23 protein-coding genes are annotated in these 25,750 nt (G+C 68.6%); 9 read left to right on the forward strand and 14 right to left on the reverse strand.

Features of this window, described 5'->3' with window-relative positions:
- Positions 1 to 25: 25 nt before the first annotated feature.
- The 3 genes from ACLJRL_RS40125 to ACLJRL_RS40135 all read right to left on the reverse strand — a co-directional run bounded on the left by ACLJRL_RS40125 (position 26) and on the right by ACLJRL_RS40135 (position 3,203).
- Entirely contained in the window at positions 26 to 1,015 is a 990-nt protein-coding gene (locus tag ACLJRL_RS40125; RefSeq protein ID WP_410661648.1) for a hypothetical protein, read from the reverse strand.
- Entirely contained in the window at positions 1,012 to 2,271 is a 1,260-nt protein-coding gene (locus tag ACLJRL_RS40130) for an MFS transporter (RefSeq protein WP_410661649.1), read from the reverse strand. The genes ACLJRL_RS40125 and ACLJRL_RS40130 overlap by 4 nt, the downstream gene beginning before the upstream one ends.
- 68 nt (positions 2,272 to 2,339) lie before the next feature.
- Positions 2,340 to 3,203, reverse strand: a complete 864-nt coding sequence (locus ACLJRL_RS40135; protein WP_410661650.1) for an alkaline phosphatase family protein — start codon at positions 3,201 to 3,203, stop codon at positions 2,340 to 2,342.
- Positions 3,204 to 3,454: 251 nt separating this feature from the next.
- Here ACLJRL_RS40135 and ACLJRL_RS40140 point away from each other — a divergent pair, with 251 nt between their 5' ends.
- Positions 3,455 to 4,093: a MerR family transcriptional regulator gene (locus tag ACLJRL_RS40140; RefSeq protein ID WP_410661651.1), complete on the forward strand. Its 639-nt coding sequence runs from the start codon at positions 3,455 to 3,457 to the stop codon at positions 4,091 to 4,093.
- Here ACLJRL_RS40140 and ACLJRL_RS40145 read toward each other — a convergent pair.
- From ACLJRL_RS40145 to ACLJRL_RS40165, 5 genes are all read right to left on the reverse strand, one after another.
- Positions 4,050 to 4,787 (reverse strand): serine hydrolase, encoded by a 738-nt coding sequence (locus ACLJRL_RS40145; RefSeq protein WP_410661652.1) that lies wholly within the window; start codon positions 4,785 to 4,787, stop codon positions 4,050 to 4,052. The two genes, ACLJRL_RS40140 and ACLJRL_RS40145, sit on opposite strands and share 44 nt — an antisense overlap.
- A gap of 226 nt (positions 4,788 to 5,013) precedes the next feature.
- Entirely contained in the window at positions 5,014 to 6,609 is a 1,596-nt protein-coding gene (locus tag ACLJRL_RS40150; RefSeq protein ID WP_410661653.1) for a purple acid phosphatase family protein, read from the reverse strand.
- Between the two features lie 480 nt (positions 6,610 to 7,089).
- Positions 7,090 to 7,359, reverse strand: a complete 270-nt coding sequence (locus ACLJRL_RS40155) for a hypothetical protein (protein WP_410661654.1) — start codon at positions 7,357 to 7,359, stop codon at positions 7,090 to 7,092.
- Positions 7,360 to 7,526: 167 nt separating this feature from the next.
- Positions 7,527 to 9,479, reverse strand: a complete 1,953-nt coding sequence (glpK, locus tag ACLJRL_RS40160) for a glycerol kinase GlpK (protein WP_410661655.1) — start codon at positions 9,477 to 9,479, stop codon at positions 7,527 to 7,529.
- A 13-nt stretch (positions 9,480 to 9,492) separates the two neighbouring features.
- Entirely contained in the window at positions 9,493 to 10,260 is a 768-nt protein-coding gene (locus ACLJRL_RS40165) for an IclR family transcriptional regulator (protein ID WP_410661656.1), read from the reverse strand.
- 151 nt (positions 10,261 to 10,411) lie between these two features.
- On the opposite strand from ACLJRL_RS40165, the gene ACLJRL_RS40170 reads away from it, so the two are divergent.
- The 3 genes from ACLJRL_RS40170 to glpD are packed head-to-tail and all read left to right on the forward strand — an operon-like array spanning position 10,412 to position 14,490.
- Positions 10,412 to 11,227 (forward strand): MIP/aquaporin family protein, encoded by an 816-nt coding sequence (locus ACLJRL_RS40170; RefSeq protein ID WP_410661657.1) that lies wholly within the window; start codon positions 10,412 to 10,414, stop codon positions 11,225 to 11,227.
- Between the two features lie 25 nt (positions 11,228 to 11,252).
- Positions 11,253 to 12,770 (forward strand): glycerol kinase GlpK, encoded by a 1,518-nt coding sequence (gene glpK / locus ACLJRL_RS40175; RefSeq protein ID WP_410661658.1) that lies wholly within the window; start codon positions 11,253 to 11,255, stop codon positions 12,768 to 12,770.
- A gap of 4 nt (positions 12,771 to 12,774) precedes the next feature.
- Positions 12,775 to 14,490 (forward strand): glycerol-3-phosphate dehydrogenase, encoded by a 1,716-nt coding sequence (gene glpD / locus ACLJRL_RS40180; RefSeq protein ID WP_410661659.1) that lies wholly within the window; start codon positions 12,775 to 12,777, stop codon positions 14,488 to 14,490.
- 40 nt (positions 14,491 to 14,530) lie between these two features.
- Here the strand turns inward: glpD and ACLJRL_RS40185 are convergent, their stop codons facing one another.
- Complete coding sequence (locus ACLJRL_RS40185) at positions 14,531 to 14,962, reverse strand: cupin domain-containing protein (protein ID WP_410661660.1); 432 nt, start codon at positions 14,960 to 14,962, stop codon at positions 14,531 to 14,533.
- Positions 14,959 to 15,693 (reverse strand): SDR family oxidoreductase, encoded by a 735-nt coding sequence (locus tag ACLJRL_RS40190; RefSeq protein ID WP_410661661.1) that lies wholly within the window; start codon positions 15,691 to 15,693, stop codon positions 14,959 to 14,961. The genes ACLJRL_RS40185 and ACLJRL_RS40190 overlap by 4 nt, the downstream gene beginning before the upstream one ends.
- 112 nt (positions 15,694 to 15,805) lie before the next feature.
- Here ACLJRL_RS40190 and ACLJRL_RS40195 point away from each other — a divergent pair, with 112 nt between their 5' ends.
- A complete protein-coding gene (locus ACLJRL_RS40195; RefSeq protein ID WP_410661689.1) occupies positions 15,806 to 16,282 on the forward strand; it encodes an RrF2 family transcriptional regulator in 477 nt (158 codons plus the stop codon).
- A 6-nt stretch (positions 16,283 to 16,288) separates the two neighbouring features.
- Here the strand turns inward: ACLJRL_RS40195 and ACLJRL_RS40200 are convergent, their stop codons facing one another.
- Positions 16,289 to 17,089, reverse strand: a complete 801-nt coding sequence (locus ACLJRL_RS40200) for an NmrA family NAD(P)-binding protein (RefSeq protein WP_410661662.1) — start codon at positions 17,087 to 17,089, stop codon at positions 16,289 to 16,291.
- 335 nt (positions 17,090 to 17,424) lie between these two features.
- Here ACLJRL_RS40200 and ACLJRL_RS40205 point away from each other — a divergent pair, with 335 nt between their 5' ends.
- Positions 17,425 to 20,013 carry a glycoside hydrolase family 3 protein gene (locus ACLJRL_RS40205; protein ID WP_410661690.1) on the forward strand — a complete coding sequence of 863 codons (2,589 nt, stop codon included), beginning with the start codon at positions 17,425 to 17,427 and terminating at the stop codon, positions 20,011 to 20,013.
- Positions 20,014 to 20,089: 76 nt separating this feature from the next.
- Here the strand turns inward: ACLJRL_RS40205 and ACLJRL_RS40210 are convergent, their stop codons facing one another.
- Positions 20,090 to 21,289, reverse strand: coding sequence for an oxygenase MpaB family protein (locus ACLJRL_RS40210; RefSeq protein WP_410661663.1), 1,200 nt, complete (start codon positions 21,287 to 21,289; stop codon positions 20,090 to 20,092).
- Between the two features lie 115 nt (positions 21,290 to 21,404).
- Between ACLJRL_RS40210 and ACLJRL_RS40215 the strand changes: the two genes are divergently transcribed.
- The 3 genes from ACLJRL_RS40215 (at position 21,405) to ACLJRL_RS40225 (ending at position 23,874) form a co-directional block, all read left to right on the forward strand.
- A complete protein-coding gene (locus ACLJRL_RS40215; protein WP_410661664.1) occupies positions 21,405 to 22,034 on the forward strand; it encodes a TetR/AcrR family transcriptional regulator in 630 nt (209 codons plus the stop codon).
- A 68-nt stretch (positions 22,035 to 22,102) separates the two neighbouring features.
- Entirely contained in the window at positions 22,103 to 23,314 is a 1,212-nt protein-coding gene (locus ACLJRL_RS40220) for an MFS transporter (RefSeq protein WP_410661665.1), read from the forward strand.
- Positions 23,308 to 23,874, forward strand: a complete 567-nt coding sequence (locus ACLJRL_RS40225; protein ID WP_410661666.1) for a TetR/AcrR family transcriptional regulator — start codon at positions 23,308 to 23,310, stop codon at positions 23,872 to 23,874. The genes ACLJRL_RS40220 and ACLJRL_RS40225 overlap by 7 nt, the downstream gene beginning before the upstream one ends.
- A 32-nt stretch (positions 23,875 to 23,906) precedes the next feature.
- Here ACLJRL_RS40225 and ACLJRL_RS40230 read toward each other — a convergent pair whose 3' ends face one another.
- Positions 23,907 to 24,884: an aldo/keto reductase gene (locus ACLJRL_RS40230; protein ID WP_410661667.1), complete on the reverse strand. Its 978-nt coding sequence runs from the start codon at positions 24,882 to 24,884 to the stop codon at positions 23,907 to 23,909.
- A 2-nt stretch (positions 24,885 to 24,886) separates the two neighbouring features.
- Positions 24,887 to 25,687 carry an SDR family oxidoreductase gene (locus tag ACLJRL_RS40235; RefSeq protein WP_410661668.1) on the reverse strand — a complete coding sequence of 267 codons (801 nt, stop codon included), beginning with the start codon at positions 25,685 to 25,687 and terminating at the stop codon, positions 24,887 to 24,889.
- Positions 25,688 to 25,750: the final 63 nt, after the last annotated feature.

Genomic DNA, 25,750 nt, shown 5'->3' on the forward strand with positions numbered 1-25,750 from the left:
CAGCGCGCCCCTCAGGTACGTCAGCCTAGGGCAGCGCGGCGGGCGATTCGGCCTCGGAGATGAGCAGGCGCGGCGCTCCGGACCCATCGGCGGAGACGGCCCAGACGTCGGAATGTCCTTGCGATCGGGGGAGGCCATAGGCGACGGTGCGGTCGTCGAGCCAGGCGGGCTGGTCGTCGACGGTCCGGGTCTCGGCCAGCGGCGTGGTGGCGCCGGTCGCGAGGTCGAGCGCTGAGACCCGCCAGCCCTTGGCGGGATCGCCGTCGATGGCGGACTTGTAGGCGATGCGGGTTTCGTCGGGGGAGAGCGACGGGCACTCGACGTTGTCCCGCAGTGTCCGGATCGTGTGCGCGGCGGAGTCGCCTTCGACGAGGTAGCGGTGGGAGCCGGTGGACATGGTGGCGTAGAACCGGTTCGGTTGCCTGGTGAAGGTGACGCCCCAGAAGTTGAAGTCCGCCGCCTTGTACGGCTTGCCGTCCACTGTGACGGCGAAGTCCTCGAGAGTGCCCTCGACGTCGCCGGTGGTGAGGTCGAGGGTTCCGGCGCGGGTGGAGAACCGGCCGCCGTTGTAGGAGTCCCCGGTGACGAACACCGTCCAGGCGAGGCGGCGTCCGTCGGGCGAGACGCGGGCCCGGTTGGGCAGCCCCACCAAGGGGATCTCCTGCGTGACCGTGAGACGGCTGTCGAGGACGGCGAGCTGGTACGTGGTCAGCCCGGTCTCCGGGCGCAGGCAGATCCCGGTGCCGCCCGCCGCGTACACGCGGCTGCAGGACACCGTCGACACCGCCCGCGCGCCACCGGGATCTGCCGCGGCGACGCTGGAGACGTGCCCGCGGTCGGCGTCGGCGGTGCTGCGGAACAGCAGGCGCGGCCCATCCAGGGTGACCGCTCCGCTGGTGCCCGCCGAGGCCGTGTCCTGGTTGCGCGCGCCGGCCACCCCGACGTAGATCACGGCGGCCGCGGCCAGCGTGAGGACTCCGGTGACGGCGATCAGGACGCGGGTTCGGGTGTTCACGGTTGTGCCTTCCTGCGGGGAGCCAAGAGAACGAACGTGGCGGCGACGGCGACGAACACCGTTCCGGCGGCGATCGAGATCGCCGTGGTGGCGCCCCAGAACTGCCAGGAGAGTCCGAAAAGGACGGACGAGACGAAATAGGCGAGAGCCTGCCCGCTCTGCACGATCGCGATCCCCGTGGTGCGCAGTTCCTTCGGCAGCAACGGCCCGGCCAGCGCCATCAGCACACCGTCGGTGGAGGCGTAGAACACGCCGTACAGGCCGAGCGTGAGCACGAAGAGCGCCCATCCGGTCAGCGGGCTGAGCAGCAGCAGGTAGACGGCGATGAGGGCGCCGTAGCCGGCGAGCATCACCGGCAACCGGCCCACCCGGTCGGCCAGCGCCCCGAGCGGCGCGGCCAGTAGCAGGTACCCCAGGTTCGTCCCGACGGCCAGCAGCGGGAACCAGCCGGTGGCGATGTCCTCCTTGTCCTGCAGCAGCAGGTACACGAAGCCGTCGCCGATCGTGGCCATGCCCAGGACACAAGCGGCGATCAGCAGCCGCCGCACGCCGTTGCCCCGCAGCAACCCGGCGGCCTTCCGCAGCGACACCGTTCCCGACGGCGGCCGGGGAGAGCGGTGGTCGCGGACGAACAGCGCCAGCAGCAGCACCCCGCACGAGGCGATGCAGAAACTGGTGACGAACACCGCGTCGAAGCCCTCGATACCGGTCGACGTCCCGACCACGGCCAGCACCGCGACCGCGACGAGCGGGCCGAGGAACGCGCCGACGCTGTCCATCGCCCGGTGCACCCCGAACGCGCGGCCCAGCATCTCTTCCGGCGCGGACAACGTGATCAGCGCGTCCCGGGGCGCCGTCCGCAGGCCCTTGCCCGTGCGGTCCGCGGTCAGCACCACGCCGATCGCGCCCGCCGAGGAGCCCGCCGCCACCAAGCCCAGCTTCGCCACCGCCGACATCGCGTAACCCAGCCCCGCGACAGCCTTGCGGCGTCGCACCCGGTCGGCGACGTAGCCGCCCACCAGCCGCAGCAGCGCGGTCGCGCCGGTGTACAGGCCGTCCACCACGCCGTACGCCGCCGGGCCCAGGTGCAACCCCAGCACCAGGTACACCGGCAGCACGGCCGTCACCATCTCCGACGAGATGTCCGTGACCAGGCTGACGGTGCCGAGGGCGAAGACGTTGCCGCCCAGCAGGCCGAACGAACGTCTGGACACGCCGCCGGGATGTTCCCGGCGGCCGATCGTGGACAGGTACACGCTTTCGACCACCTTTTCCGCGGCCCGCGGGCGCGTCCACAGTGGACGCGCCCGCGGGGTTCAGCCGGTTACTGCCACACGCTCGTGATCGGCGGCTTGTTCGCCGCGTTGGCGATGCCCGGCAAGCCGAACGCCGCCTCCATCGTGCGCAGGATCGAGTAGTGGTTGATGGATTCGCTGTAACTGCCCGGCTTCACGTGGGCGCCGACGAAGGTGGTGAAGATCTGGTTCACCGAGGTTCCGCTGTCCTCGTCGAAGTTGACGATCAGCAGGCTGTTGTGCGTCTTGGCCCACTGGGCGTAGGCGTCCAGGTTCTTCTTCAGCCACTTGTCACCCGTGTCGACCGAGCAGTCGTGCATGTCGCTGCAGAGGTCGGGGGTCACGAAAGCGATGTGCGGAAGCTTCGTGAAGTCGCTGGGGAAGGCGGAGAACCTTTTGTTGTCCGACGCCGGGACGTTGCCGAAGCTCACCCAGCTGTTGTGCTTGCGGGCGTACTTGTCCTTCGTGCAGCCCGTGTAGCCGTCGGAGGGCATGCTCTCCGCGTAGCCGGTGAACGTCTTGCCGATTCCGTACAGCTGGGAGGCGATGTTCTCCTTGTTCCCCAGGTCCTGGCATTTGTTGCTGTCGACACCGTGCGTCGAGCCCGCGAACTGGGCGATGTAGTTCGGCTGGCTCGGGTGCGTCGTCCCGTACGCCTTGGTGAACTTGGCGCCCTGGGAAGCGAGCTTGTTGAAATAGGGCGCCTTGGAGCTGCCGCTGATCTCCTTGTAGTCCTTGTTCTCGAACATCACCAGCACGATGTGATCGAAGGCGGGCACTTTCGCGGCCGCGGGCTGTACCGCGGCGGTAGAGGTGTCCTGATGGGACACGACCAGGGTCGCGGCCACGCCGGCCGCCGCGACGGCCGCGACCGCGATCCGTTTCCAGAGCATGAAACCTCCTGAAAAGGTTGAACTTTGACGACCAACCATCGGGTTCAACGGCGCTCCGCGGGCGGCGACAGAGTAAGACATCGGATGTCTCGGTTGCATTTAAACGGTGCGGAACTCGTGAGCCCACCAAGATCGCCTGACTGGACCAATCAGTTGGTGGAGAACACCCCAAAACCGGCACTGGGTGACACGGAATGATGCAAACCCGGTTCGGTGAGGTACTCATCCGACCATTGGTTATGCTCGACGGTGTGACGCCCTTTTCGCCGCGACCGGCCGGATACACGATCGAGGAACTTTCCGCGGTCGTCGGCATGTCCGCGCGCAATATCCGGGCGCACCAGACGAGGGGTCTGGTGCCGCCTCCGGTGCGGCACGGGCGGTCCGCCTATTACGGTTCCGCCCATCTCCGGCGGCTGGAACGCATCACGACGCTGCAGAAACAGGGCTTCAACCTGGTCTCCATCGCCGCGATGCTCGGAACGACCACATCGGACAGTGGCGGTGACAGGCTGGGTGCGGCGCTGGCCGACATCGCCCGCGAGCACCCGATGCTCTTCCATTCCCTGGAACGCCACGGGCTTCTCGGCCGGGACGAAGCGGGGAGGCCCGCGATCGCGCGCCCGTCGGTGTCCCGGGCGGTGGCGGATCTGGCCGTGGCGGGGATCCCGCCCGCCGAAGCCCTGCGGTTCCTCGGCCAGTTCATGGACCGGTGCGCACCCGTGGCCGGGGAACAGATGGCCGCGCTGAAGGCCCGGACCGGAGGCCCTTCGCCTGCCCCGAGGTCCTGCCTGGCCGAGCTTCTTGTAAGCGCTTTCAGAACGGCCGTCGAGAATGCGGCCGAGGTCACTTCACCAGGCGTGGAACCAGGGATGCGGCGGTCGAGGTAGCCGTCGCGGTCGCCACGGTGAGGTCGGTACCCGCCGCGAAACTGGACAGGATGACCACGATGTAGCGGTCGTTCTTGCCGACGAGCCCGGTCGTGTGCACGTCCACGCCGCCGCGCCCGGCCGCCCAGCCCTGCTTCACCGCCCACGGCCGGTCGTGAAAGGCCGACGGGATGCCGAAGTGCTGGTCGAACCCGTCGGCCGCGGTCTTGCCCGCCTCGCGCAACGGCTTCAGGAGCTGGTCGCGTTTGGCCTTCGGCAGCTTGAGGACGTGCTGGTAGATCGCCACGATGTCGTCCGCTGTGGACAGTGTGTCGCCCCAGCGTCCCGCGTCCGGGGCCGGCACGGTGTTCTTCAGGCCGAGGGCCGCCGCGGTCCTGGTGACGATCGCGGGGCCGCCGTTCCTGCTCCAGAGAGTGTTGGCGATGCCGTCGTCGCTCTTCGAAAGCATCTGCCGGATCTGCATCTCGTCGGCCTTCTTCAGCGCGCCTTTGGTGACGACGTCCAGCGCGATGAGCAGTTTCACCACGGACGCGGTGCGGAACTGTTCTCCGCCCCGGCTGCTCACCACCTGCTTTCCGGACGTACGGTCCAGGACCACGGTGGCCGCGCGCTTCTCCGGCGCCGAACGGCTTTCCGCGGTGTTCTGGAAAATCGCGAATCCGAGGCCGCCGACGGCAATGAGAACGGCGGCCACGACCCTTACCCGAAGGCTCACTCGGCGTTTCGCGCCGGGAACGGCGATCGGCCTGGTTCGTTCGTCGAACATCATTCCGATGGTCAGAGACGATCATCGTGATCGTGTCTCGTTCATGTCATGAATCTGTAACAGCGGTACCGGGCGCTGAATTGTTCTTTTCTTTTCCGGAAACATCGGCCGATCGGCCGAGGCGGAATGACTTTCCGGCCGATGCGCGCCGGGTTCAGGCGCGTTGCACGATGATCTGATCGACCAGCGTGCCGTCCGCGCTGATCGCGCGGACGTCCATCTTGGCCGGGGTGGTGCCGGTGGCCGGGATGACGTCGACCGCGACCAGGCTGTAGCCGCGGAAGCGGACGCGGGACCAGGTGACCTTCTTGGTCAGGCTGTGCCCGTCCTTCTCCGAGTACTTCATCGGGACGGGGGAGTCGTTGCTGGTCTCGTGACCCAGGTAGGTGTCGGGAGCCGGGAACTCCGAAACGCTGCCCCCGCCGCCGCCCGCGGTGATGTAGGTCGTGCCGTCCTTGACCGGATTGACGGTTCCCCGCGACGGTACCTTCTTGGCGGCCTTGCCCGCCCTGATCGGGTCGGTGCGTTCGTAGATGTGGTTGTGGCCGTTGAGCACCAGGTCCACCTGGTACTTGTCGAACAGCGGGGCCCAGTCGGTCTGCGCGCCGAGTTCGGCGCCGTTGGAATGACACGTCGAGTACGTGCACTGGTGGCAGTAGACGACGATGAAGTCGATCGTGGGATCGGCGCGGAAGGCGGCCAGCGTCTTCCCGAGCCACTTGAGCTGTTTTCCCTTGGTGTAGTTCAGGTTCGACGGGCTGTTGTAGCAGATGTCGTTGCCGTCCAGGCTGATCATGCCGACGTTCTGGTAGCGCCACGAGTAGATGCAGGTGGAGCCCGCCCAGGCGTTGTCCGGCATGGTGAAGCGCGCCCGAACGCCGCCGTAGCCGTCCGCGGAGTACCAGCCCTCCATCTCGTGGTTGCCGAGCGCCATCATCCACGGGATCCCCGCGGTGACAGGCTCGTTCTGCACGAAGAAGGAGTCCCAGAGTCGCGCGTCGTACTGGTCTTCTTCGGGATGACCGCCTTCGCCTTCGAGGGCGTAGCTCAAGTCGCCCATGGCGAGGTGGAAGGCCGGGTCGAGCCCGGCGATCAGGCTGCTGGTCGCGAGGGCGTTGTAGCCGACACCCTGGTCGCCGAAGGCGGTGAAGGAGAACGTGCCGTCGCCGCCGGGTGCCGGCGCGGTGCGGAAACTCGCCATTTCGCTGAGCCGGCCGGCGGGGTCGTAGCCCTGATGGCCCACGACGTAGTAGTAGGTGGTGTTGGGCAGCAGGCGGTCGATCCTGGCGTGCAGGTAGTACTGCGTGATCGAACTCGGGCTGTTCGGCGGGACCTCCTCGACCGGGTGCTGCCAGGACATCTGGCTGGTCAGGGCGCGTACTTCGGCCGTGATGGGCGGGCTGAAGTCGCCGGGGACCGTGCCGATGCGGAGGAACGGCGAGGTCACCGCGGCGGGTACCTGCCAGGAGACCACGACCTGCTGGGACGGGTCGGCCCCGTAGGCGATATGCCTGCCGAAGGGCCGCAGCGCCGAGCCCGCGACCTTGTCGGAGTTGAGCAGCACGGTCGGGCCGGGGGAGGCCGAGGCGGAACCGGGCAGCAGCACGCCACCGGCGAGTGTCGCGCCGCTCATCGCGCCCACCCGGAACAAGGTCCGTCGTGAGTACTGGTTCAGGTACTTTTCGTGCTTCTCGGCGAGACTGAGTCGGTGGTCGGCTTGAGACCTGCGGTTTCGGTGAGTCTCAGACATGAAACTGAAGTTAAGAAGGCTTCCTAACTAAGTCAAGAGGCGGGCCCGCCTGGGGTCGCGGGCTGCATGGAACCGTGCAAGTGACTTCGGTCATAGAGGACAGGGCTCCCGCCATTAGGGGACTAATTGCGGGGCTCGGGCAAACGGGTCGTTCTGGTGGACCTTGATTCGTGTAGCCGCTAGGGCGCAGTCAGGGGTCGGATCACCCTCCCGGTCTTGATCAAGGGTGGCTTCGGCTGGTGTGTGAAGGTCGAGTTTCCTTCGCTGAGCCGAGGGAAGGGGTCCTTCACGCGCCACGATTGTGCAGGGTGAGGTCGGTGGGGTCGTTGTGGTGGTGGGCGATGTCGTGAGGGCCACCTTCAGGGACTCAGAGTCCCTGAAGGTGGCCCTCACGCGCTCTGGCCTTGGTGTGAGTACACAAATGAGCGTCCGCTCCACCCGCTCCCGCCATTAGAGGACTAATTGCGGGGCTCGGCGGCGTCAGGCGAGTTCGGAAGAGACGACCGACGGCAGGCGGCGCAGCCGCTCCAGCAGCTGGTCGACCGAGTCTTCGCCGACCAGGACGGCGCAGGTCATGGTGCTCTCCCGGACTCCGTCACGGACGTCGACCGACAGCTCGTGGACGAGGCACGCGAGCGCGTCGACCAGGCCGGGGATCTGCTCGACGCCGCCGACGAAGTAGGTGGCGATCCGGCGGCGGACCATCAGGGACGTGCGCGGGGCGGGAACCTGGAAAGTGGTGAGGGACATCGTGGGTCTCCAAGAATGAGCAGCGGGAGGGCCAAGAAGGGCCAGGTCCCGGGAGAGGCCACGGGGTCGCCGAACTGCGCGCCGGCGACCTGGTTTCAGCCGGCGCGCTTGACTACGAGTCGAGACCAGCGCTGCACGGCGACAGGCTAACACGACCTACTGGCGAGTCACGAGAGCCGGAGCCGGTCGCCCTGTTCGCGGATATGCGCGGCCGAGCCACAGTCGAGGTCCAGTTGTCGTTGCCGTTCGGCGACGAAGGCCCGGCCGAGGCCCGTCCGGTCCGAAGTGGACATCGTGCGCCGGAGTTCGTTCAGCAGGCCGCGTTCTTCCGCACGGATATGCGCGTCGACGGAATTCTCCAGCGCTGTCAACGCTTTCTCGGAGTCGGTGGAGACCAGTACGGCCAGCAGCTCGGCGGCGAGGCCGCTGTCCGTCGCTTCCGGACGGACGATCCGTTCGGTCGCCGTGGCGTGCGCGACCAGTAACGCCGACAGCTCGGCGATCAGTGCCGGGCGGTCGGCTTCGTCGTTGCGGAGGTCGCGGAACAGCTGTTCGAACCGGCGGTGGTCGGCCAGCACGACCTCGACCAGATCCGAGCCGGGCGGGGCGGCCGTCGGTCCGGGCCGCATCCAGCCGAAGGTCAGCTCGACGGCCTGCCGCCAATGCGCGTATTCGCTGTCGCGGCGAGCGGGGTTCATCGACGGCAGCCATTGGCCGGCGCGGTGCCAGTTACGGCGCAGGCCTTCCAGATCCGGCCAGTAGCCGACCGCCAATCCCGCCGCGTACGCCGCGCCCAGCGACACCGTCTCGGCGACCATCGGGCGGACCACCGGCACGTCGAGCACGTCGGCGACGAACTGCATCAGCAGGTTGTCCGCGGTCATCCCGCCGTCCACTTTGAGTGTCGTCAGCGCGAGCCCCGAATCGGCGTTCATCGCGTCGACGACCTCGCGCGTCTGCCAGCCGGTGGCCTCCAGCACCGCGCGGGCGAGATGGCCCTTCGTGATGTACGACGTCAGCCCGGCGATCACGCCGCGGGCCTCGCTGTGCCAGTGCGGCGCGAACAGCCCCGAGAACGCGGGCACGATATAGCAGCCGCCGTTGTCCTCGACCGTGCGGGCGAGCGTCTCGATCTCGGGCGCGCTGCCGATCAGTTCGAGACCGTCCCGGAACCACTGCACCAGCGATCCGGTGACCGCGATCGAACCTTCCAGCGCGTAGACGGCGGGTTCGTCGCCGATCTTGAACCCGACGGTGGTCAGCATGCCGTGCGTCGAGAGCACCGGCGTCGGCCCGGTGTTGAGCAGGAGGAAGCTGCCGGTGCCGTACGTGCATTTCGCCTCGCCGGGCGCGAAGCAGGTCTGGCCGAACAACGCCGCCTGCTGATCGCCGAGCGCCGCCGCGATCCGGATCCCGGGCACGACCCTCGACGTCGTCCCGTATACCTCGGCCGAGGGCCGGATCTCCGGCAGCATCGCGCGGGGGACGTCGAAGAACTCCAGCAGTTCGTCGTCCCAGGAGAGCGTGCGCAGGTTCATCAGCATGGTGCGCGAGGCGTTGGTGACGTCGGTGATGTGGACGCCGCCCTCGGTGCCGCCGGTGAGGTTCCAGATCAGCCAGCTCTCGATCGTCCCGAACAGCACGTCGCCGCGCTCGGCGCGTTCCCGCAGGCCGGGGGTGCGTTCGAGCAGCCAGCGGATCCGGGGCGCGGAGAAGTACGTCGCCAGCGGCAGGCCGCACAGCTGCCGTACCCGGTCGACACCCGGCTCGCGGGCGAGGTGTTCGAGCATGGCGTCGGTGCGGGTGTCCTGCCAGACGATCGCGCGTCCGATCGGGTTGCCGGTGTGCCGGTCCCACAGCACGGTGGTCTCACGCTGGTTCGCGATGCCGAGGCCGGCCACCTGCCCCGGATCGGCGCCGGCGTCGGCCAGCGCCTGCGGCACGATCCGGCCGACGTTGCGCCAGATCTCCGTCGCGTCGTGCTCCACCCAGCCCGGCCGGGGGAAGTGCTGCTGGTGCTCGCGCTGCGCGACCGAGACCAGCCTGCCGCGCGCGTCGAACAGGATGCACCGCGTCGAGGTGGTGCCCTGATCGATCGACATCACATAGCGCTGGACCACTGGAGCACCTCCATCACCCTCGGGACGCGCCGAGATCGCGCGACACCGCTCGGGCCGCGTCGCGCACGTGGCCGAGCAGCCGCGGGAGCGGGCTGCCGTCGGCCTCGCAGATCCGTTCCGCCGCGCCGGACACGCCGATCGCGCCGACCACGATGCCGCCGTGGCCGCGGATCGGTGCGGCGATACCGGCTTCGCCCGGGATCATCTCGCCGTGTTCGCTCGCCCAGCCCGCCTCGCGCACCTTGCCGCAGGCGCGTTTGATCGCGGTCTGGGTGACCAGGGTCCGGCGGGTGTAGGCCTCCGGCTCGCCGGTGCGCAACGATGCCACGAGACCGGTGTCGTAGGCCAGCAGGACTTTTCCGAGCGCTGTCGCGTGCAACGGCAGAAGCGTGCCGACGTCGAGGGTCTGCAGGCTGTCGTCCGGCCGGAAAACGTGGTGCACCACCAGGACCCGGCCCTCCAGCGGGGAACCGATCCGGACGGCCTCGCCGCTGCGCGCGGCCAGCGCGTCGGCCCAGTTGATCGCCCGGGACCGGAGTTCGTTGACGTCGAGGTAGCTCGTGCCGAGGTGCAGCAACGCGGCGCCGAGCTGGTATTTCCCGGTATCGCGGTCTTGTTCGACGAAGCCGACACCCTGCAGCGTGCGCAGGATTCCGTGCGCCGTGCCCTTCGCGAGTTCGAGGGAATCGGCGATCTCGCCGACGCCGAGACGGCCTGAGCCGCGCGCCAGCAGCCGCAGGATCGCGGCGGCGCGCTCGATGGACTGGATCGGACCGGGCACGGCTCGACCCTAGCCCGACCGGCCCTGATTCGACAATGTCGAACATCGTCTTCCGGCGTTCGACAATGCCGACCGGTGTCCGTTGACCCGGGGTTTTCCTGAACTTAACTTCTGCCTCAGTAGGGGGACGGTGTCCTTTGTGGAGGAAGCAATGGTGCGAAACCTCAAGGCCCGCGGGCTCGTCGGTGAACTTGCCGCCGAGTTCGTGGGGACGATGATCCTCATCCTGTTCGGATGCGGGGTGGTGGCGCAGGTCGTCGCCGCGGGCATCGGGGACCATGACAGCATCGCGTGGGCCTGGGGCATCGGTGTCACGCTGGGTATCTACGTGGCTTCGCGAGTCAGCGGCGCACACCTGAACCCGGCCATCACGGTGGCTCTCGCGGTGTTCAAAGGCTTTTCGTGGCGCAAGGTCGCGCCGTACGCCTTGGCGCAGACCGCCGGCGCGTTCGTCGCGGCGCTGCTCGTGCGCTGGAACTACACCGAGGTGCTCAACGCGGCCGACCCCGGCCTGACGATCAAGACCCAGGGCGTGTTCTCCACCCTTCCGGGTAACGGAACCCTTCCAGTGGGTGACTGGGGCGCGTTCCGCGACCAGATCATCGGCACGGCGATCCTCGCCCTGGTGATCTTCGCGATCTCCGATCTGCGCAACACCGCGCCCGCCGCGAACCTGGCCCCGGTCGTCGTCGGGTTTCTCGTGGTCGCGATCGGGATGGCCTGGGGTACCAACGCCGGGTACGCGATCAATCCCGCCCGTGATTTCGGCCCGCGGCTGATGTCCTGGCTCACCGGTTACGACACGGCGTTCACCGACCAATACGGCTACCCGTATTGGTGGATCCCGATCGTGGCTCCCGTGCTCGGCGCCGTCATCGGTGGTGCGATCTACAAGTACTTCATCGAGCGCTACCTGCCCGCGGCCCCGGAATCCTTGCCGGCCAAGGATCTCGAGCCCGCCGCCTGAGCCGTCCTCAAAGGAGAGAGCAGCTATGCCCGACTACATCGGCGCCGTGGACCAAGGCACCACCAGCACCCGGTTCATGATCTTCGACCACGGCGGCAACGAAATCGCCCGCCACCAGCTGGAGCACGAGCAGATCCTGCCCAAGCCGGGCTGGGTCGAGCACGATCCGACCGAGATCTGGGAGCGGACCCGTTCGGTCATCGCCACCGCGCTCAACAAGGCGAAGCTCACCGCCGCCGACCTCGCCTCGCTCGGGATCACCAACCAGCGCGAGACCACCGTCGTGTGGAACCGCCGCACCGGGCGCCCCTACTGCAACGCCATCGTGTGGCAGGACACCCGCACCGACCGGATCGCCTCGGCGCTGGAACGTGCGGGCAAGGGCGACATCATCCGCCGCAAGGCCGGTCTGCCGCCCGCGACGTACTTCTCCGGCGGCAAGCTGCAGTGGATCCTGGAGAACGTCGACGGCGTCCGCGAAGACGCGGAGAAGGGCGACGCGCTCTTCGGTACCACCGACTCCTGGCTCATCTGGAACCTCACCGGCGGGCCCGACGGCGGCGTGCACGTGACCGACCCGACCAACGCGTCGCGCACGATGCTGATGGACCTCGAAACGCTGGAGTGGGACGACGAACTGCTGTCGTTCTTCAACGTCCCGAAGCAGATGCTGCCTTCGATCCGGCCGTCGTCGGATCCCGGTTTCTTCGGCACCACCCGCGCGGACGGCCCGTTCGGCGGCGAGGTGGCGATCGCCGGCGTCCTCGGCGACCAGCAGGCGGCGACCGTCGGCCAGGTGTGCTTCCGGCCCGGCGAGGCGAAGAACACCTACGGCACCGGCAATTTCCTGCTGCTCAACACCGGCCACGAGCTGGTGCGGTCGAAGCACGGCCTGCTCACGACGCTGTGCTACCAGTTCGGCGACGAGAAGCCGGTGTACGCGCTGGAAGGTTCGATCGCCGTCACCGGTTCCGCGGTGCAGTGGCTGCGCGACCAGCTGGGCATCATCAGCGGCGCGTCGCAGAGCGAGAACCTCGCCCGGCAGGTCGAGGACAACGGCGGCGTCTACTTCGTTCCCGCGTTCTCGGGTCTGTTCGCGCCCTACTGGCGTTCGGACGCGCGGGGCGCGATCGTCGGGCTCACCCGCGCCACCACCAACGCGCATCTGGCGCGGGCGACGCTGGAAGCGATCTGCTACCAGACCCGCGACGTCGTCGAGGCCATGCAGAACGACTCCGGTGTCACGCTCGATGTGTTGCGTGTGGACGGTGGGGTGACCGCGAACGAGCTGTGCATGCAGCTCCAGGCCGACATCCTCGGTGTGGAGGTCTCGAAGCCGGTCGTCGCCGAGACCACCGCGCTCGGAGCCGCCTACGCGGCCGGGCTGGCCGTCGGGTTCTGGAAGTCCACCGACGAGCTCGAACAGAACTGGAACGAGGACAAGCGCTGGGGTCCGTCGTGGACGGACGAGCAGCGCGCCGAGGGCTACGCGGGCTGGCAGAAGGCCGTCGGCCGCACGCTCGACTGGGTCGAGGTCGAGTGAGCCGATGAACTCAAGGAGAAGCACTGTGACATCCGTACCGCTTTCCCCGGTCTACCGTGCCGAGACGCTGCGCAAGCTCGCTCGTGAAGAGGTCGACGTGCTCGTCGTCGGCGGGGGAGTGACCGGTGCCGGCGTCGCGCTCGACGCGGCGTCGCGCGGGCTCTCCGTCGCGCTCGTCGAGGCCCGCGATTTCGCCTCCGGGACGTCGAGCCGGTCCAGCAAACTGATCCACGGCGGCCTGCGCTACCTGGAACAGCTGGACTTCAAGCTGGTGCGCGAAGCGCTCAAGGAACGCGGCCTGCTGCTGCAGACGCTGGCCCCGCACCTGGTGCGGCCGGTGAAGTTCCTGGTGCCGCTCAAACACCACGTCTGGGAACGCGGTTACATCGGCGCAGGCGTCGCGCTCTACGACACCCTCGGCGGGGCTCGCGCGCTGCCGAGGCACCGGCACCTGTCCAAGCGCGGCGCCGCGAAGGTGGCGCCCGGGCTGGCCGATGACGCCCTGATCGGCGCCATCCAGTACTACGACGCCCAGGTCGACGACGCCCGCCACACGATGACGATCGCGCGGACCGCGGCCGAACAAGGCGCCTCGGTGCTGACCCGGGCCAGGGTGACGTCGCTGATCCGTGACGGCGAGCGCGTCGTCGGCGCCAAGGTCACCGACCGCGAGAGCGGTGCGGAGATCGAGGTCCGGGCGAAGACGGTCGTCGCGGCGACCGGCGTCTGGAGCGACGACATGGCGGAGGCTGCGGGAATTCCGGCGCCCTTCACCGTGCGCGCGTCGAAGGGCGTCCACCTGGTGGTGCCGCGCGAAAAGATCGACCTGGACACCGGGCTGATCCTGCGCACCGAGAAGAGCGTGCTCTTCGTGATCCCGTGGGGACGGCACTGGATCGTCGGCACCACCGACACCGAATGGGACCTGGACCGCGAGCACCCGGCGGCCAGCCAGGCCGACGTCGACTACGTGCTCGGCCACCTCAACGCCGTGTTGCGGACGCCGATCACCGCCGACGACATCGAAGGCGTGTACGCCGGTCTCCGCCCGCTTCTGGCGGCGAAGGCGGCTGCGACGACGAAGCTGTCGCGGGAGCACGCGGTGGCGCATCCGGTGCCGGGTCTGGTGATCGTCGCCGGCGGCAAGTACACGACCTACCGGGTGATGGCGGCGGACGCGGTGGACGTCGCGGTGGAGGACCTCGGCCGTCCGGCGCCGTCGTCGTGGACCGAACGCCTGCCGATCGTCGGTGCGGCGGGTTACCACGAACTGTGGGACGGGCGGCACTCGCTGGCCCAGCGGGCCGGGCTGCCACTGGCCCGGGTCGAGCACCTGCTCCAGCGCTACGGCACCGCGATCGAGGACATCCTGGCGTCGATCGCGGAGCGTCCCGAACTGGGCGAGCCGATCCCGGGCACGGCGGAGTACCTGAAGGCGGAGGCCGTGTACGCGGTCTCGCACGAGGGCGCGCTGCACCTGGAGGACGTCCTCACCCGCCGGACGCGGATCTCGATCGAGGAGCGGAACCGCGGGGTGACGGCGGCGCCGGTGGTGGCCGCGCTGATGGCGCCGCTGCTGGGCTGGGATTCGCACCGGCAGGAGCGCGAAGTGGCCAACTACCTGGCCAGGGTCGAGGCGGAACGCTCCGCCCAGGCCCAGCCGGACGACGAGGCGGCGAACGCCAGCCGTCTCGCCGCCCCGGCCTTGCTGCCGAGCTGATCCTCTAGGGCCGCACCGGATTTCCGGTGCGGCCCCTGGATCACGGGCGCGGTGCCCGCCGGTCGCGCCGCTCTTCGAGTTCTTCGGCGGAGACCGGGATGAGCATCGGCTGCCCCGGCGCGCCGAACATCGTGACGACGAAAGCACTTTCGGCGTCGGCGAAGTGGTTGCCGTCCTGGTAGTGGATGACGTCGCCACCCGGTTCCCAGAACGTTTCGCCCGCCTTGACGACCCGCTCCGCTTCGCCTTCCAGCTCGAAGACGATCGCGCCCTTGACGACGTACCCGAACGCCGGGCCGGTGTGCCGATGCGGGGGCGCCCCTTCGCATCCCGGCGGCAAGGTGATCAGGATCGTCATCGCCTCCGCGTGCTCCGGCATCGGTGGCGCCGGTACCGACGAGAGCATTTCGATCTTCGGGGGTGGCGCGGTCGAGTGGGGGTTTTCCAAGTGGTGAGCGTGGTCTGTGGTCATGACTTGATCCAGTCGAGGTAGCGGGTCGCGGCGATGCGGGCGCCGTCCTGGGTGGTGAGGACGCCGCCGCGGACGGCGGAGAACATGCCCGCGTTCTCGTCGGTGGTCACGGAACGCTTGTCACCCTTGGCGGACAAGGTGATCCGGCCCAGTTCGTCCAGCGGGTAGACGTCGGGGCCGCCCACGTCGAGGGTGCCGTTGAGCGGGGTTCCCGCCGAGACCTCGGAGACGGCGGCGGCCACGTCCGCGGCGGCGATCGGCTGGATCGGCGTGCTCGGCAGGCGGACGGTCTCGTCGTCGGCCGTCCAGGACAGGACCGAGTCGACGAACTCCATGAACTGGGTGGCCCGGACGATGGAGTACGGCAGGCCGCTCGTCTTGAGGATGTCCTCCTGCAGCGTCTTCGCGCGGTAGTAATCGAGGTCCGGGACCTGGTCGACCCCGACGATCGACAGGATCACGAAGTGCCCGGTGCCCGCCTTCTTCGCCGCGGCCACCAGGGTGTCCATCGAGTTCTGGAAGAACGTGGGGGAGGCCTCGTCGAAGGTCGGCGAGTTGGTCAGGTTGACGACCACGCCGGCGCCTTCGAGAGCCGCGTCCAAGCCCTTGCCGCTGAGGATGTCGACCCCGGTGGACGGCGAATGCGGCACCGCTTCGTGCCCGGCCGCGTTCAGGTTCCGCACGACCTGGGAGCCGATCAGCCCGGTCCCGCCGATGATCGCGAATTTCATGACCCTTGCCCTTCGCCGGTGGCATCCGCTAACTCGGACACCTCATGTCCGAGATAATACTCAGACATATTGTGTCCGAGTCAAGGGGCGGGTTAGAGTCATCCGGGTGAAGATGTCGGGCGGGGTCGAGTGGGCGCTGCATTGCTGCGTCGTGCTGACCGCGGTCGACGAGCCCGCGCCCGCCGCGCGGCTGGCGCAGCTGCACGACGTCTCGCCGAGTTATCTCGCCAAGCAGCTTCAGGCGCTTTCGCGCGCCGAGCTGATCCGGTCGGTGCAAGGGAAAGCGGGCGGGTACGTGCTCACCCGCCCGCCTTCGGATATCACGGTGCTCGACGTCGTCGAGGCCATCGACGGTGTCGGTCCAGCCTTCATCTGCACCGAGATCCGCCAGCGCGGCCCGATGGCCACGCCGCCCGAAGCGTGCACCGCACCCTGTGCCATCAGTCGCGCGATGGCCAACGCCGAGACCCAGTGGCGAGCGGCGCTGCGCGCGGTCTCCATCGCGGACCTGGCCGATGACGTCAGGGGCGACTACGGTCCCGGCGCGCTGGCCGGCATCGGTGGCTGGTTCAAGGCGACCGACGGCTAGGCGCTGTCAGAAGCGGTCGGAGTGCTCGCTCACCCATTGCGCGAAGGTGCGGGCCGGGCGCCCGGTCACCCTCTCGACGGTGTCGACCACGGTCCGCGCCTCCACCGGCGGATCGGCGTGCCAGCCGACGACGTACTCGGCGTCCGCCACCGAGACGCCGTCGGCCAGCAGCCGGTCGATCGCCTGCTGCCGCGTGATCCGCGTCAGTTCGATGTCGCGGCCGAGAGCCCCGGCGAGGATCGCGATCCGTTCGCTCGTGGTCAGTGGCTCCGGGCCGGTCAGGTTGTAGACCTGCCCCGAGTGCCCGTCCTCCACGAGCGCGGTGGCGGCGACTGCGCCGATGTCGGCCTCGTGCACCACCGCGCTGGGAAGGTCGAAGGGCTCGCGGATCACGTTCTCGGCGCGGACCGAGTCGACCCACGTCAGAGCGTTGGACATGAATTCCTGGGGTTCCAGGCGCGTCCATTCCACTCCGGACTCGGCCATGGCCTGTTCCGTCGGCCCGACGTACCCGCCCCAGACGACGGTCATCCGGCGCACGCCCGCGTCGACGGCGCGTTTGACCAGATCGGCGCCGACGTCGGCGAGGCCCGCCGTCACGGTGATGTGCAGCCGCGTGACGCCGTCCAGCGCGCCGGTCAGGGTTTCGGGCGCGGTGTGCGTGCCCTCGACCAGTTCGACGCCCGCCGGAAGCCTGGCTTCGGCGGGATTTCGGGTGAGGGCCCGGACGTGCTCGCCGCGGCGGACGAGTTCGGCGACGACATGGCGGCCGGTGTTCCCGGTGGCCCCTGTTACCAAGACGGTCATTTTGTGGATTTCCCTTCGTCTTCCGCGACGGTAGAAGTTCCAGCAAGGTGGAGGTCAAGAGGAGACGGCCAGGAATCGAGAAGCCCGGCCGAGTCCGCCAAGTGGCGCAGCCGGAGGCGGGTGGCGACGGGCGAAGGAGCCCTGGTGGCCGAGTGACGTGTCAAGTCTTATTTTATGCCAAAAAATAACTGACGGCGTACCTCGCCGAAACCCTTGACGCCGTCGTCCGGTCCGGTGAGGATCGGCCGGTCCCCGCCTCCCGCAGAATGGACCAGACCATGGCCAGACGTTCCCGCGCGTGGTCACGTGCGCGTCGAAGTTCGCTCGTCACGTTGATGAGCCTCACCCTGCTCGGCGGGGTCGTGACGGCCGCGCCGTCGGCGGGTGCGGCCGAGCAGCCGGTGATCGGGAAGCCCGTGCTCGGCAAGGACGGCTGCGCCCGGATCGAGAAGAGCCTGTCGACGCTCGCGGACTGGCCCCAGGTCGACAGCCGGTTCAAGGGCAAGGCCGGTGACGAGCAGCGGATCGCCCAGATCCTCGCGGGACTGACCCTCGAGGAGAAGGTCGGGCAGATGACGCAGCCCGAGATCGCCGCGATCACCCCCGATGAGGTCCGGCAGTACACCATCGGTTCGGTCCTCAACGGCGGCGGCTCGTGGCCGAACAAGGACAAGCACGCTTCCCAGCAGGACTGGCTGAAGCTCGCCGACTCCTACTGGGACGCCGGACAGGCCAGCCGGACGAAGATCCCCGTGATCTGGGGCATCGACGCGGTGCACGGCAACAACAACGTGTACGGCGCCACCGTCTTCCCGCACAACATCGGCCTCGGCGCGGCCCACGACCCGTGCCTGGTGCGCGACATCTCCGCGGCGACGGCCCGGCAGATCCGCGCCACCGGCCAGGACTGGGCCTTCGCGCCGACGCTGGCCGTCGTCCAGGACGACCGCTGGGGCCGCACCTACGAAGGGTTCTCCGAGGACCCGCGGATCACCCGGGCCTACGGGTACGAGGCGCTCAACGGCCTCCAGGACCGTTCGACCAAGCGCATCGGCTACAACGGCGTGATCGGCACCGCCAAGCACTTCATCGGTGACGGCGGCACCCTCAAGGGCCAGGACCAGGGCGTCACCCCGGTGTCCGAGGCTGAGATGATCAACGTCCACGGCCAGGGCTACTACGGCGCGCTCGCCGCCGGCTCCCAGACCGTGATGGTGTCGTTCAACAGCTGGACCAACGCCGAACTCGGCATCGACGAGGGCAAGCTGCACGGCAGCGACAAGGCGTTGAACCAGATCCTCAAGGGCAAGATGGGCTTCGACGGTCTCGTCGTGTCCGACTGGAACGGGATCGGCCAGGTTCCCGGCTGCACCAACGCCTCCTGCCCGCAGGCGATCAACGCCGGCATCGACATCGTGATGGTCCCGGCCGACTGGAAGGCGTTCATCACCAACACCGTCGCGCAGGTCAACAACGGCCAGATCGCGATGTCGCGGATCGACGACGCGGTGACCCGCATCCTGCGCGTCAAGCTGCGCGCCGGGCTGTACGAGTTGCAGAAGCCGTCCGACCGCTCCTACGCCAACTCCGACGACGCGCTGAAGGAGACCTGGCTGGCGCGCGACGCCGCCCGCGGTTCGCAGACCCTGCTGAAGAACAACGGCAACGTGCTCCCGCTGAAGCCGAAGTCGAAGGTGCTGGTGGTCGGCAAAAGCGCGGACAGCATCCAGAACCAGACCGGCGGCTGGACGCTGAGCTGGCAGGGCACCGGCAACACCAACGCGGACTTCCCGAACGCCACTTCGATCCTCAGTGGACTGAAGCAGAACCTCGGCGACGTCAACGTCACCTTCGACGAGAAGGGCGACGCCGACCCGAAGGGCTACGACGCCGTCATCGCCGTCATCGGTGAAACACCGTACGCGGAAGGCGTCGGCGATCTGACCCGCAAGACGCTGGAGGCCTCGAAGCTCTACCCCGAGGACCTGGCCGTGCTGGACAAGGTCAGCGGCAAGGGCACCCCGGTCGCCACCGTCTACGTCGGCGGCCGCCCGCTGTACATGAACAAGGAGATCAACCGCTCAGACGCGTTCGTGGCGGCCTGGCTGCCCGGCACCGAGGGCGGCGGCGTCGCCGACATGCTCGTCAAGGGCAAGGACGGCACCGGGTTCAAGGGCAGCCTGCCCTACTCGTGGCCGAAGAGCGCCTGCCAGACGCCGCTGAACGCGGGGTCGGCCGAGTACGACCCGCTGTTCAAGCTCGGCTACGGCCTCAAGACCGGGCAGCGGGTCACGGTCGGGCAGCTGGACGAGACCGCCGGCCCGGTGAGCTGCGGGTCGACCGGTGGCGGCGGCACCGCGACCGAGGACCTCGAGGTCTTCAACCGCACCGATGTGGCGCCGTACAAGGGCTTCATCGGCTCCGCGCAGAACTGGGGCGGCACCGAGATCGGCCCCGACGGTGCCGCGTCGCACGCCGAGATCGACGTCGTCCAGACCGACGTCAACGTCCAGCAGGACGGGCTGAAGGCGACCTGGACCGGCACCGGCCCGGCTCAGCTCTACTTCCAGAACCCGGCGGGCACGAACGACCTTCGCGGCTACCTCAACGCCGACGCGGCGCTGGAATTCGACACCATCGTGCATCAGGCACCGTCCGCGCGGACGGTGATCAGCATGCACTGCGTCTACCCGTGCTTCTCCGAGGTGAACGCGACCAAGCTGTTCACCGACCTGGCGGGCGGCGCGAAGTCGACGGTGAAGATCCCGGTGTCCTGCTTCGCCAACGGGCTGGATCTGGAGAACATCAACACGCCGTTCCTCGTGTACACCGAGGGACAGTTCTCGGCTTCGATCGCGAACGTGCGGTGGGTGCCGAAGGGAGCGCAGGATCCTGATGCGCGACCTTGCTCGAGTTTGAGCTGACCCCAAGCGTGCTATGAACGGGCCTTTCCTTGCAAAATTTGCAAGGAAAGGCCCGTTCATAGCATCGGGGCGGGGCTCACGAAGGCCGGTTCATGTCCGGGATCTCGATGTGCACCGGCCGCCCTCCCGAGAGCCACAGCTTGATGTACTGCCGGATCGCCTCGTCCAGCACCCACGCGATCTGCGGTACCAGCGGCAGTGGGATGAGCTTCTCGTGGAACGCCACCAGCGCCGGGAAGGCCGTGCCGATCAAGGGATCCCAGATCGGCTCCCGCGGGATCCCGTTCCAGCCGGAGTACCGGTCGCCGATGATGTAGCGGGCCAGCGCGTTGACCATCGGCCGGTCGGCGCCGCCGGGGCTGGTCTGGTCAGCGAGCATGTCGAGCAGGATGTCGGTGAGTTCGACGCCTTCGCGGGTCGGGCCCATGGCCGGGTCCAGGACCTGCTTGGACTGCGCGTGGGCCGCGTCCCACGTCGCCGGGAGGTATTCGTCGCCGATGCCGAGCATGTGTCCGGTCACCTGCCAGCTGTGCAGGTAGGCCTGGGAATGCGTGGGGGAGACCGCGACGCGCCAGTCGGTCAGCTTCCGCATCGTGTAGGTCGGCAACGTGTGCCAGGTGACCAGCATGTCGTTCTGGCTGATCGGGATTCCCTGCTGCCAGTGCGGTGATTGCGGCAGCAGATGCCGTACGGCGGCGTGCACCAGCCGCGTCTTCACCGCAGAGACGATCATCTGGCCGTCGGGCCGGTAGGCGTTCTGCGCGCCGACGTCGTAGCCGAGTTTGGCGGTCTTCGCGACGCGGTCCTTCATGTCCGCGCCGCCCTTGGAGTAGTACACCGCGCGGGCCTCGTTGGGGATGGCCGTGCTCAGCATCCCGCCGCCGAGCCCGTTGAGAAGGTTGACGAACCTCCCCTTCGCCACCATGAAATCCGCGGCCTGGTCGAGTTTCGCCTGGGAGGCCCACGGTGGGAGCTGCCGGGCGTGGTCGACGAACTCCCGCAGGTCCGCGGGCAGCCCGGCGGGTGTCGGCTGGTCGTTGCGGGTCCACGTCCGCAGCGCGCGGTTGACCTCCGCGACCTGGCCTCGGTCGAGCATCGCGGCGACCACCGGATCGGCGTCGCGATCCCACACCCATTTCGGATCGGTGCCCGCCCCCGCTCCGGCCACCGAACCGCTCGGACTCCATGCCCAGGCGGGTGTGGCCACTCCCATGGCCCCCAAAAGGGTCGCTCCGCCACTGACGATCAACATCTTGCGTCGATTGAGTTCGGTCATGCGCCAGTACTCCTCCTTGAGTCCCGGACCTGCGGATTGATACTGTGATACAAGTAGTGCAACCGCGTATCTCTAGGAGAGCACAATCGCCGCGAAGACGCCAGACCCGGATTCCTTGCTGGAGCGCGCGCTCTTCGACGCGCTCGAACGCGCCGAGGAGGGCGACGAAATCGCGCTCCGGCTCCTCGACGCCGCCTACGAACAGTTCTGCCGGATGGGGATCCGCCGGTCCACCATGGAGGACGTCGCCCGCCGGGCCGGGGTCTCCCGGATCACGGCCTACCGCCGCTTCGCCACCAAGGACGCCTTGGTCGAGCAGGTCGTGCGCCGCGAATTCCGGCGCTACTTCGACCGGTTCCTGCTCGACATCCAGCACGCCGAATCCGCCGCGGACCGGGTGGTGCTGGGGTTCGCCAGCGCTCTGCGGGCGATCCGGCACAACCCGTTGATCGGCGGGCTGATGACGGCCGAACCGGACGTGCTCATCCCGTCGATGGTCAGCGACGGCGGCAACACCCTGGCGACGGTGCAACGCTTCGTCGCGGGACAGCTGCGCCGCGAGCAGCACGCGGGCCAGGTCTCGGCGGACGTCGACGTCGAACTCGTCGCCGAACTCATGACCCGGGTTTCGGCCTCGTTCCTGGTCACCCCCAGCCACGTCATCGATCTGGACGACGACGAGCAGGTCCGCGAGGTGGCTAGGCGCTTCCTCGTCCCGATGCTGCAGCCGCGGCGTCTGGTATAAAGTGAAACGAGTGTTCAAAATGTAACGAGTGTTCAAGTTGTCGATTTGTTCAAGTTGTGGAGCGTGCCGTGGCCAGCAGCTATCGCGAGTTGTTCTCCGTGAAGGGCTCGATCGCCTTCTCCGCGGCGGGCCTGGTCGCCAGGATCCCCGTCCCCATGATGGGGATCGGGATCATCACCATGCTGGCGCAGATGCGCGGTGACTACGGCCTCGCCGGGCTGGTCTCGGCGGCGTTCACGCTGTCCATGGCGCTGCTCGGGCCGCAGGTCTCGCGGCTGGTGGACCGCCGGGGGCAGAGCCGGATCCTCCTGCCGGTGACCGGGATCAGCGTGATGTCGCTCGGCGCGCTCCTGCTCTGCGCCCGGTTCGAGGCGCCGGTGTGGACGCTCTACCTGTTCGCGGTCCTGGCCGGGTTCATGCCCAGCATGGCGGCGATGGTCCGGGCCCGGTGGTCGCTGCTGTACCGCGATTCGCCGCGGCTGCACACCGCGTTCTCGCTGGAGGCGGTGGTCGACGAGCTGACGTTCGTCGTCGGGCCCGCGCTGTCGGTGGCGTTGTGCACCACCGTTTTCCCCGAGGCCGGGCCGCTCGTCGCGGTGGTGTTCCTCGCTCTGGGCGTGCTGCTGTTCGTGGCGCGGCGCGAGACGGAACCGCCCGTCCTGCCGGCGAGCGATTCGGCGGGCGGTTCCGCGATCCGGCTGGGCGCGGTGCGGGTACTCGTCCTGACGCTGGTGGCGGGGGGCGTCATCGTCGGCACGGTCGACGTCGTCAGCGTCGCGTTCGCCCAGCACCTGGGGAATCCCGCGGCCGCCGGCATCGTCGTCTCGGTCTACGCGGTGGGATCCGCGATCTCCGGGCTGGTCTTCGGGACGCTCAAGGCGTCTCTTTCGCCACCGCGCCTGCTCTTGATCGGCACCGCCGGAACGGCCGCGAGCGCGGTCCCGTTGCTGGCCGTGGACGGCATCGTGAACTTGAGCGTGGTGGTCTTCATAGCCGGATTGTTCTTCTCTCCCACGATGATCGTCGTCATGGGCATGATCGAGAAGATCGTCCCGGCGGAGAAACTCACCGAGGGGATGACCTGGGCGATCACCGGCCTCAGCATCGGGGTCGCACTCGGCGCCGCGGTGGCGGGCGGGGCCGTCGAGCGATTCGGGCCGGACGGCGGATTCGTCGTCGCGGTCGTCGCGGGCGGCTCGATGATCCTGATCGCGTCGCTCTCGTATCCTCTGCTGAGCAGGAAGACCGAGGTCCGCGCCGGAAGGGAAGTGCCGTGCTGAACGAGCCGACCACCGACGGCCGTCTCGCCAAGGGTGAGCAACGCAAACGGGAACTGATCGAGGCGACCCTGCGGATCGTCGCGAGGGACGGCGTATCCGGGGTCAGCCACCGTACGGTCGCGCGTGAGGCGGGACTGCCCGCGACGGCGGCCGCGTACCACTTCCGTGGCATCGAAGACCTGCTGACCGCGGCGCTGACCCGGTGCATGGACGAGGACGCCGAGCGGATGCGGGCGCTCGCGGAGGAAGCCGACGGCGGCGCGGACACGCTGCGCAAACTCGCCGTCCTGATGGCCGACGTCGTCGCGAAGCCCGGGCATCTGCTGGCGGAATACGAGCTGTACCTGCTGGCCGTGCGGGACCCCGAGCTCCGGGAGTCGACCCATCGCTGGATGGAGGCCCTGGCGGACTTCGCCCGCCGGTACACCGACGATCCGGTGCGGATCGAGATGCTGGTGGGGCTCGTGGACGGACTGCTGCTGCAAGGGCTCCTGCGCGACGATCAGCTGACGGTGGACCGGTTCGAGGCCATCCTGCGGACCGCCCTGGGCCGCAAGTAGAGGACTACTTGCGGCCCGACGCACTCATGACGTCAGCCGGACGCGGGTGGTGACCAGGTCAGCCGCGGATCGGTCTGCACGAAACTGCCCAGCAGCTGGTCGATCTGCGTCAGCACGTCGAGGTCCAGCGTGATCCCGGACGCCTTCGCGTTCTCGGTGACCTGCGCGGGGTTACTCGCCCCGGTGACCACCGAAGCGACGGTGGCGTGCTGCAGTGCCCAGGCGAGCGCCAGCTGGGCCATGGTCAGCCCGGCCTCGTCGGCAACGCCGCGCAGCATGCCGACGCGTTCGATCAGATCCGGCATCAGCAGCGGCCACACCGCTTTCCGGGCCTCGCCCGGCACCGCCGCCCGCGAATCCGGCGGGATATGGCCGGGCCGGTATTTGCCGGTCAGCACCCCCTGCGCGAGGGCGACGGACGCGAACTGGCCGATCCCGGCGCGCTCGCACACCGGCATCACCTGCGCCTCGGCGACGCGCCAGAGCATCGAATAGTGCGGCTGGTTGGCGACGAGCGGGACGCCGTGCCGTTCGGCGATCGGCTTCGCCTCCAGCAACTGCTCGGCCGTCCACTCCGCTGTCCCGGCGTAGAGGATCTTCCCTTGCCGCACCAGATCCGACAGCGCGAGGAACGTTTCGTCGAGCGGGGTGCGGTAGTCGAAGCGCAGCAACTGGTAGACGTCGATGTAGTCGGTGCGCAGGCGCCGGAGCGAGCCGTGCAGTGACGTTCTCAGGTGCTTGCGGCTGAGCCCGGCTTCGTTGGGGCCGGGGCCTTCGGGCCAGAAAATCCCGGTGCACACCACGAGATCGTCGCGGCGGGCGTGGGCCAAGGCCGCGGCGAGGTTCTCCTCGGCGGCACCACCGTCCCAGGCCGCCGCGGTGTGGAACGTCGTGATGCCCGCGTCGAGCGCCGCTTCGACGCAGGCCGCGCCGCCGGCGTGGGTGAGCCAGTTGCCGTGGGAGATCTCGCTGACGGACAGCCCGCTCGCGCCGAGCCTGCGGTATTCCATGCTCACCCCCTCCGCGCGCTGGTTTCGAGGATGGTGCGGTCGATCCATTCGTCGAGGCCGCGTGCCTTCTCCGCGTACGTCTCCCGCACCGATTCGTGCGGCAGGATCAGGAATTCCTCCGACGCCAGGCCGTGGATCACGGATTCCGCGACGTCCTCCGGTTCCAGCAGCGGTGCGGCGGCCGCGATCGCGAGCGCGGCGGGATGCCCGGCGGCGATCCCCGGTTCCAGCAGCGCGGTCCGCACGCCGAGCGGGCACAGCGCGCTGACCCGTACCCCGCGCGGGCGGTAGGTGATGGCCAGCCATTCGGCGAGCCCGACGGCGGCGTGCTTGGTCACCGAATACGGTGCGTCGCCGGGTGTACCGAGCAGCCCCGCGCCCGAAGCCGTGATCAGCAAATAGCCCTGTCCCCGGCTCAGCATCGCGGGCAGCGCGACCTGCGCGGCGTGCACATGCTGCATGACGTTGACCGCCCACGACCGCGTCCACTGCTCGTCGGCCGCGTGGACACCGGTGCCGAACGCGGCACCGGCGTTGGAGCAGAACAGATCGACCGGGCCGAATTCCGTGCGCGCCTCGCTCACCAGCATCTTCAAGTCCTGTTTGGACGCCGCGTCGGCGCGCCGCGCGATCGCGGCCCCACCCGCGGCGACGATCCCGGCGGCGACGGCTTCGGCCGCGTCGAGGTCGAGGTCGGAGACCACCACTCCGGCCGCGCCTTCGGCGGCGAACCGCCGGGCCATGGCGGCGCCGATACCGTGCGCCGCACCGGTCAGCGCGACTACTCGTCCTGTCACTTCCACATGTGCTCCAGGGGCTATTTAGCTGCTTTCGATGACAATTCTTATTCTTTGTGACGCCGGTGA

This window comes from Amycolatopsis sp. lyj-112, from assembly GCF_046549055.1.
GTDB lineage: Bacteria > Actinomycetota > Actinomycetes > Mycobacteriales > Pseudonocardiaceae > Amycolatopsis.

Excerpts from the sequence above, each read along its gene's own strand:
- ACLJRL_RS40210 (WP_410661663.1), bottom strand. The coding sequence starts at position 21,289 with ATGACCGAACTCAATCGACGCAAGATGTTGATCGTCAGTGGCGGAGCG.
- ACLJRL_RS40205 (WP_410661690.1), top strand. The coding sequence starts at position 17,425 with ATGAGCCTCACCCTGCTCGGCGGGGTCGTGACGGCCGCGCCGTCGGCG.
- ACLJRL_RS40135 (WP_410661650.1), bottom strand. The coding sequence starts at position 3,203 with ATGCTCTGGAAACGGATCGCGGTCGCGGCCGTCGCGGCGGCCGGCGTG.
- ACLJRL_RS40190 (WP_410661661.1), bottom strand. The coding sequence starts at position 15,693 with ATGAAATTCGCGATCATCGGCGGGACCGGGCTGATCGGCTCCCAGGTC.
- ACLJRL_RS40155 (WP_410661654.1), bottom strand. The coding sequence starts at position 7,359 with ATGTCCCTCACCACTTTCCAGGTTCCCGCCCCGCGCACGTCCCTGATG.
- ACLJRL_RS40195 (WP_410661689.1), top strand. The coding sequence starts at position 15,806 with ATGTCGGGCGGGGTCGAGTGGGCGCTGCATTGCTGCGTCGTGCTGACC.
- ACLJRL_RS40150 (WP_410661653.1), bottom strand. The coding sequence starts at position 6,609 with ATGTCTGAGACTCACCGAAACCGCAGGTCTCAAGCCGACCACCGACTC.
- ACLJRL_RS40200 (WP_410661662.1), bottom strand. The coding sequence starts at position 17,089 with ATGACCGTCTTGGTAACAGGGGCCACCGGGAACACCGGCCGCCATGTC.
- ACLJRL_RS40230 (WP_410661667.1), bottom strand. The coding sequence starts at position 24,884 with ATGGAATACCGCAGGCTCGGCGCGAGCGGGCTGTCCGTCAGCGAGATC.
- glpD (WP_410661659.1), top strand. The coding sequence starts at position 12,775 with ATGAACTCAAGGAGAAGCACTGTGACATCCGTACCGCTTTCCCCGGTC.
- glpK (WP_410661658.1), top strand. The coding sequence starts at position 11,253 with ATGCCCGACTACATCGGCGCCGTGGACCAAGGCACCACCAGCACCCGG.
- ACLJRL_RS40170 (WP_410661657.1), top strand. The coding sequence starts at position 10,412 with ATGGTGCGAAACCTCAAGGCCCGCGGGCTCGTCGGTGAACTTGCCGCC.
- ACLJRL_RS40185 (WP_410661660.1), bottom strand. The coding sequence starts at position 14,962 with ATGACCACAGACCACGCTCACCACTTGGAAAACCCCCACTCGACCGCG.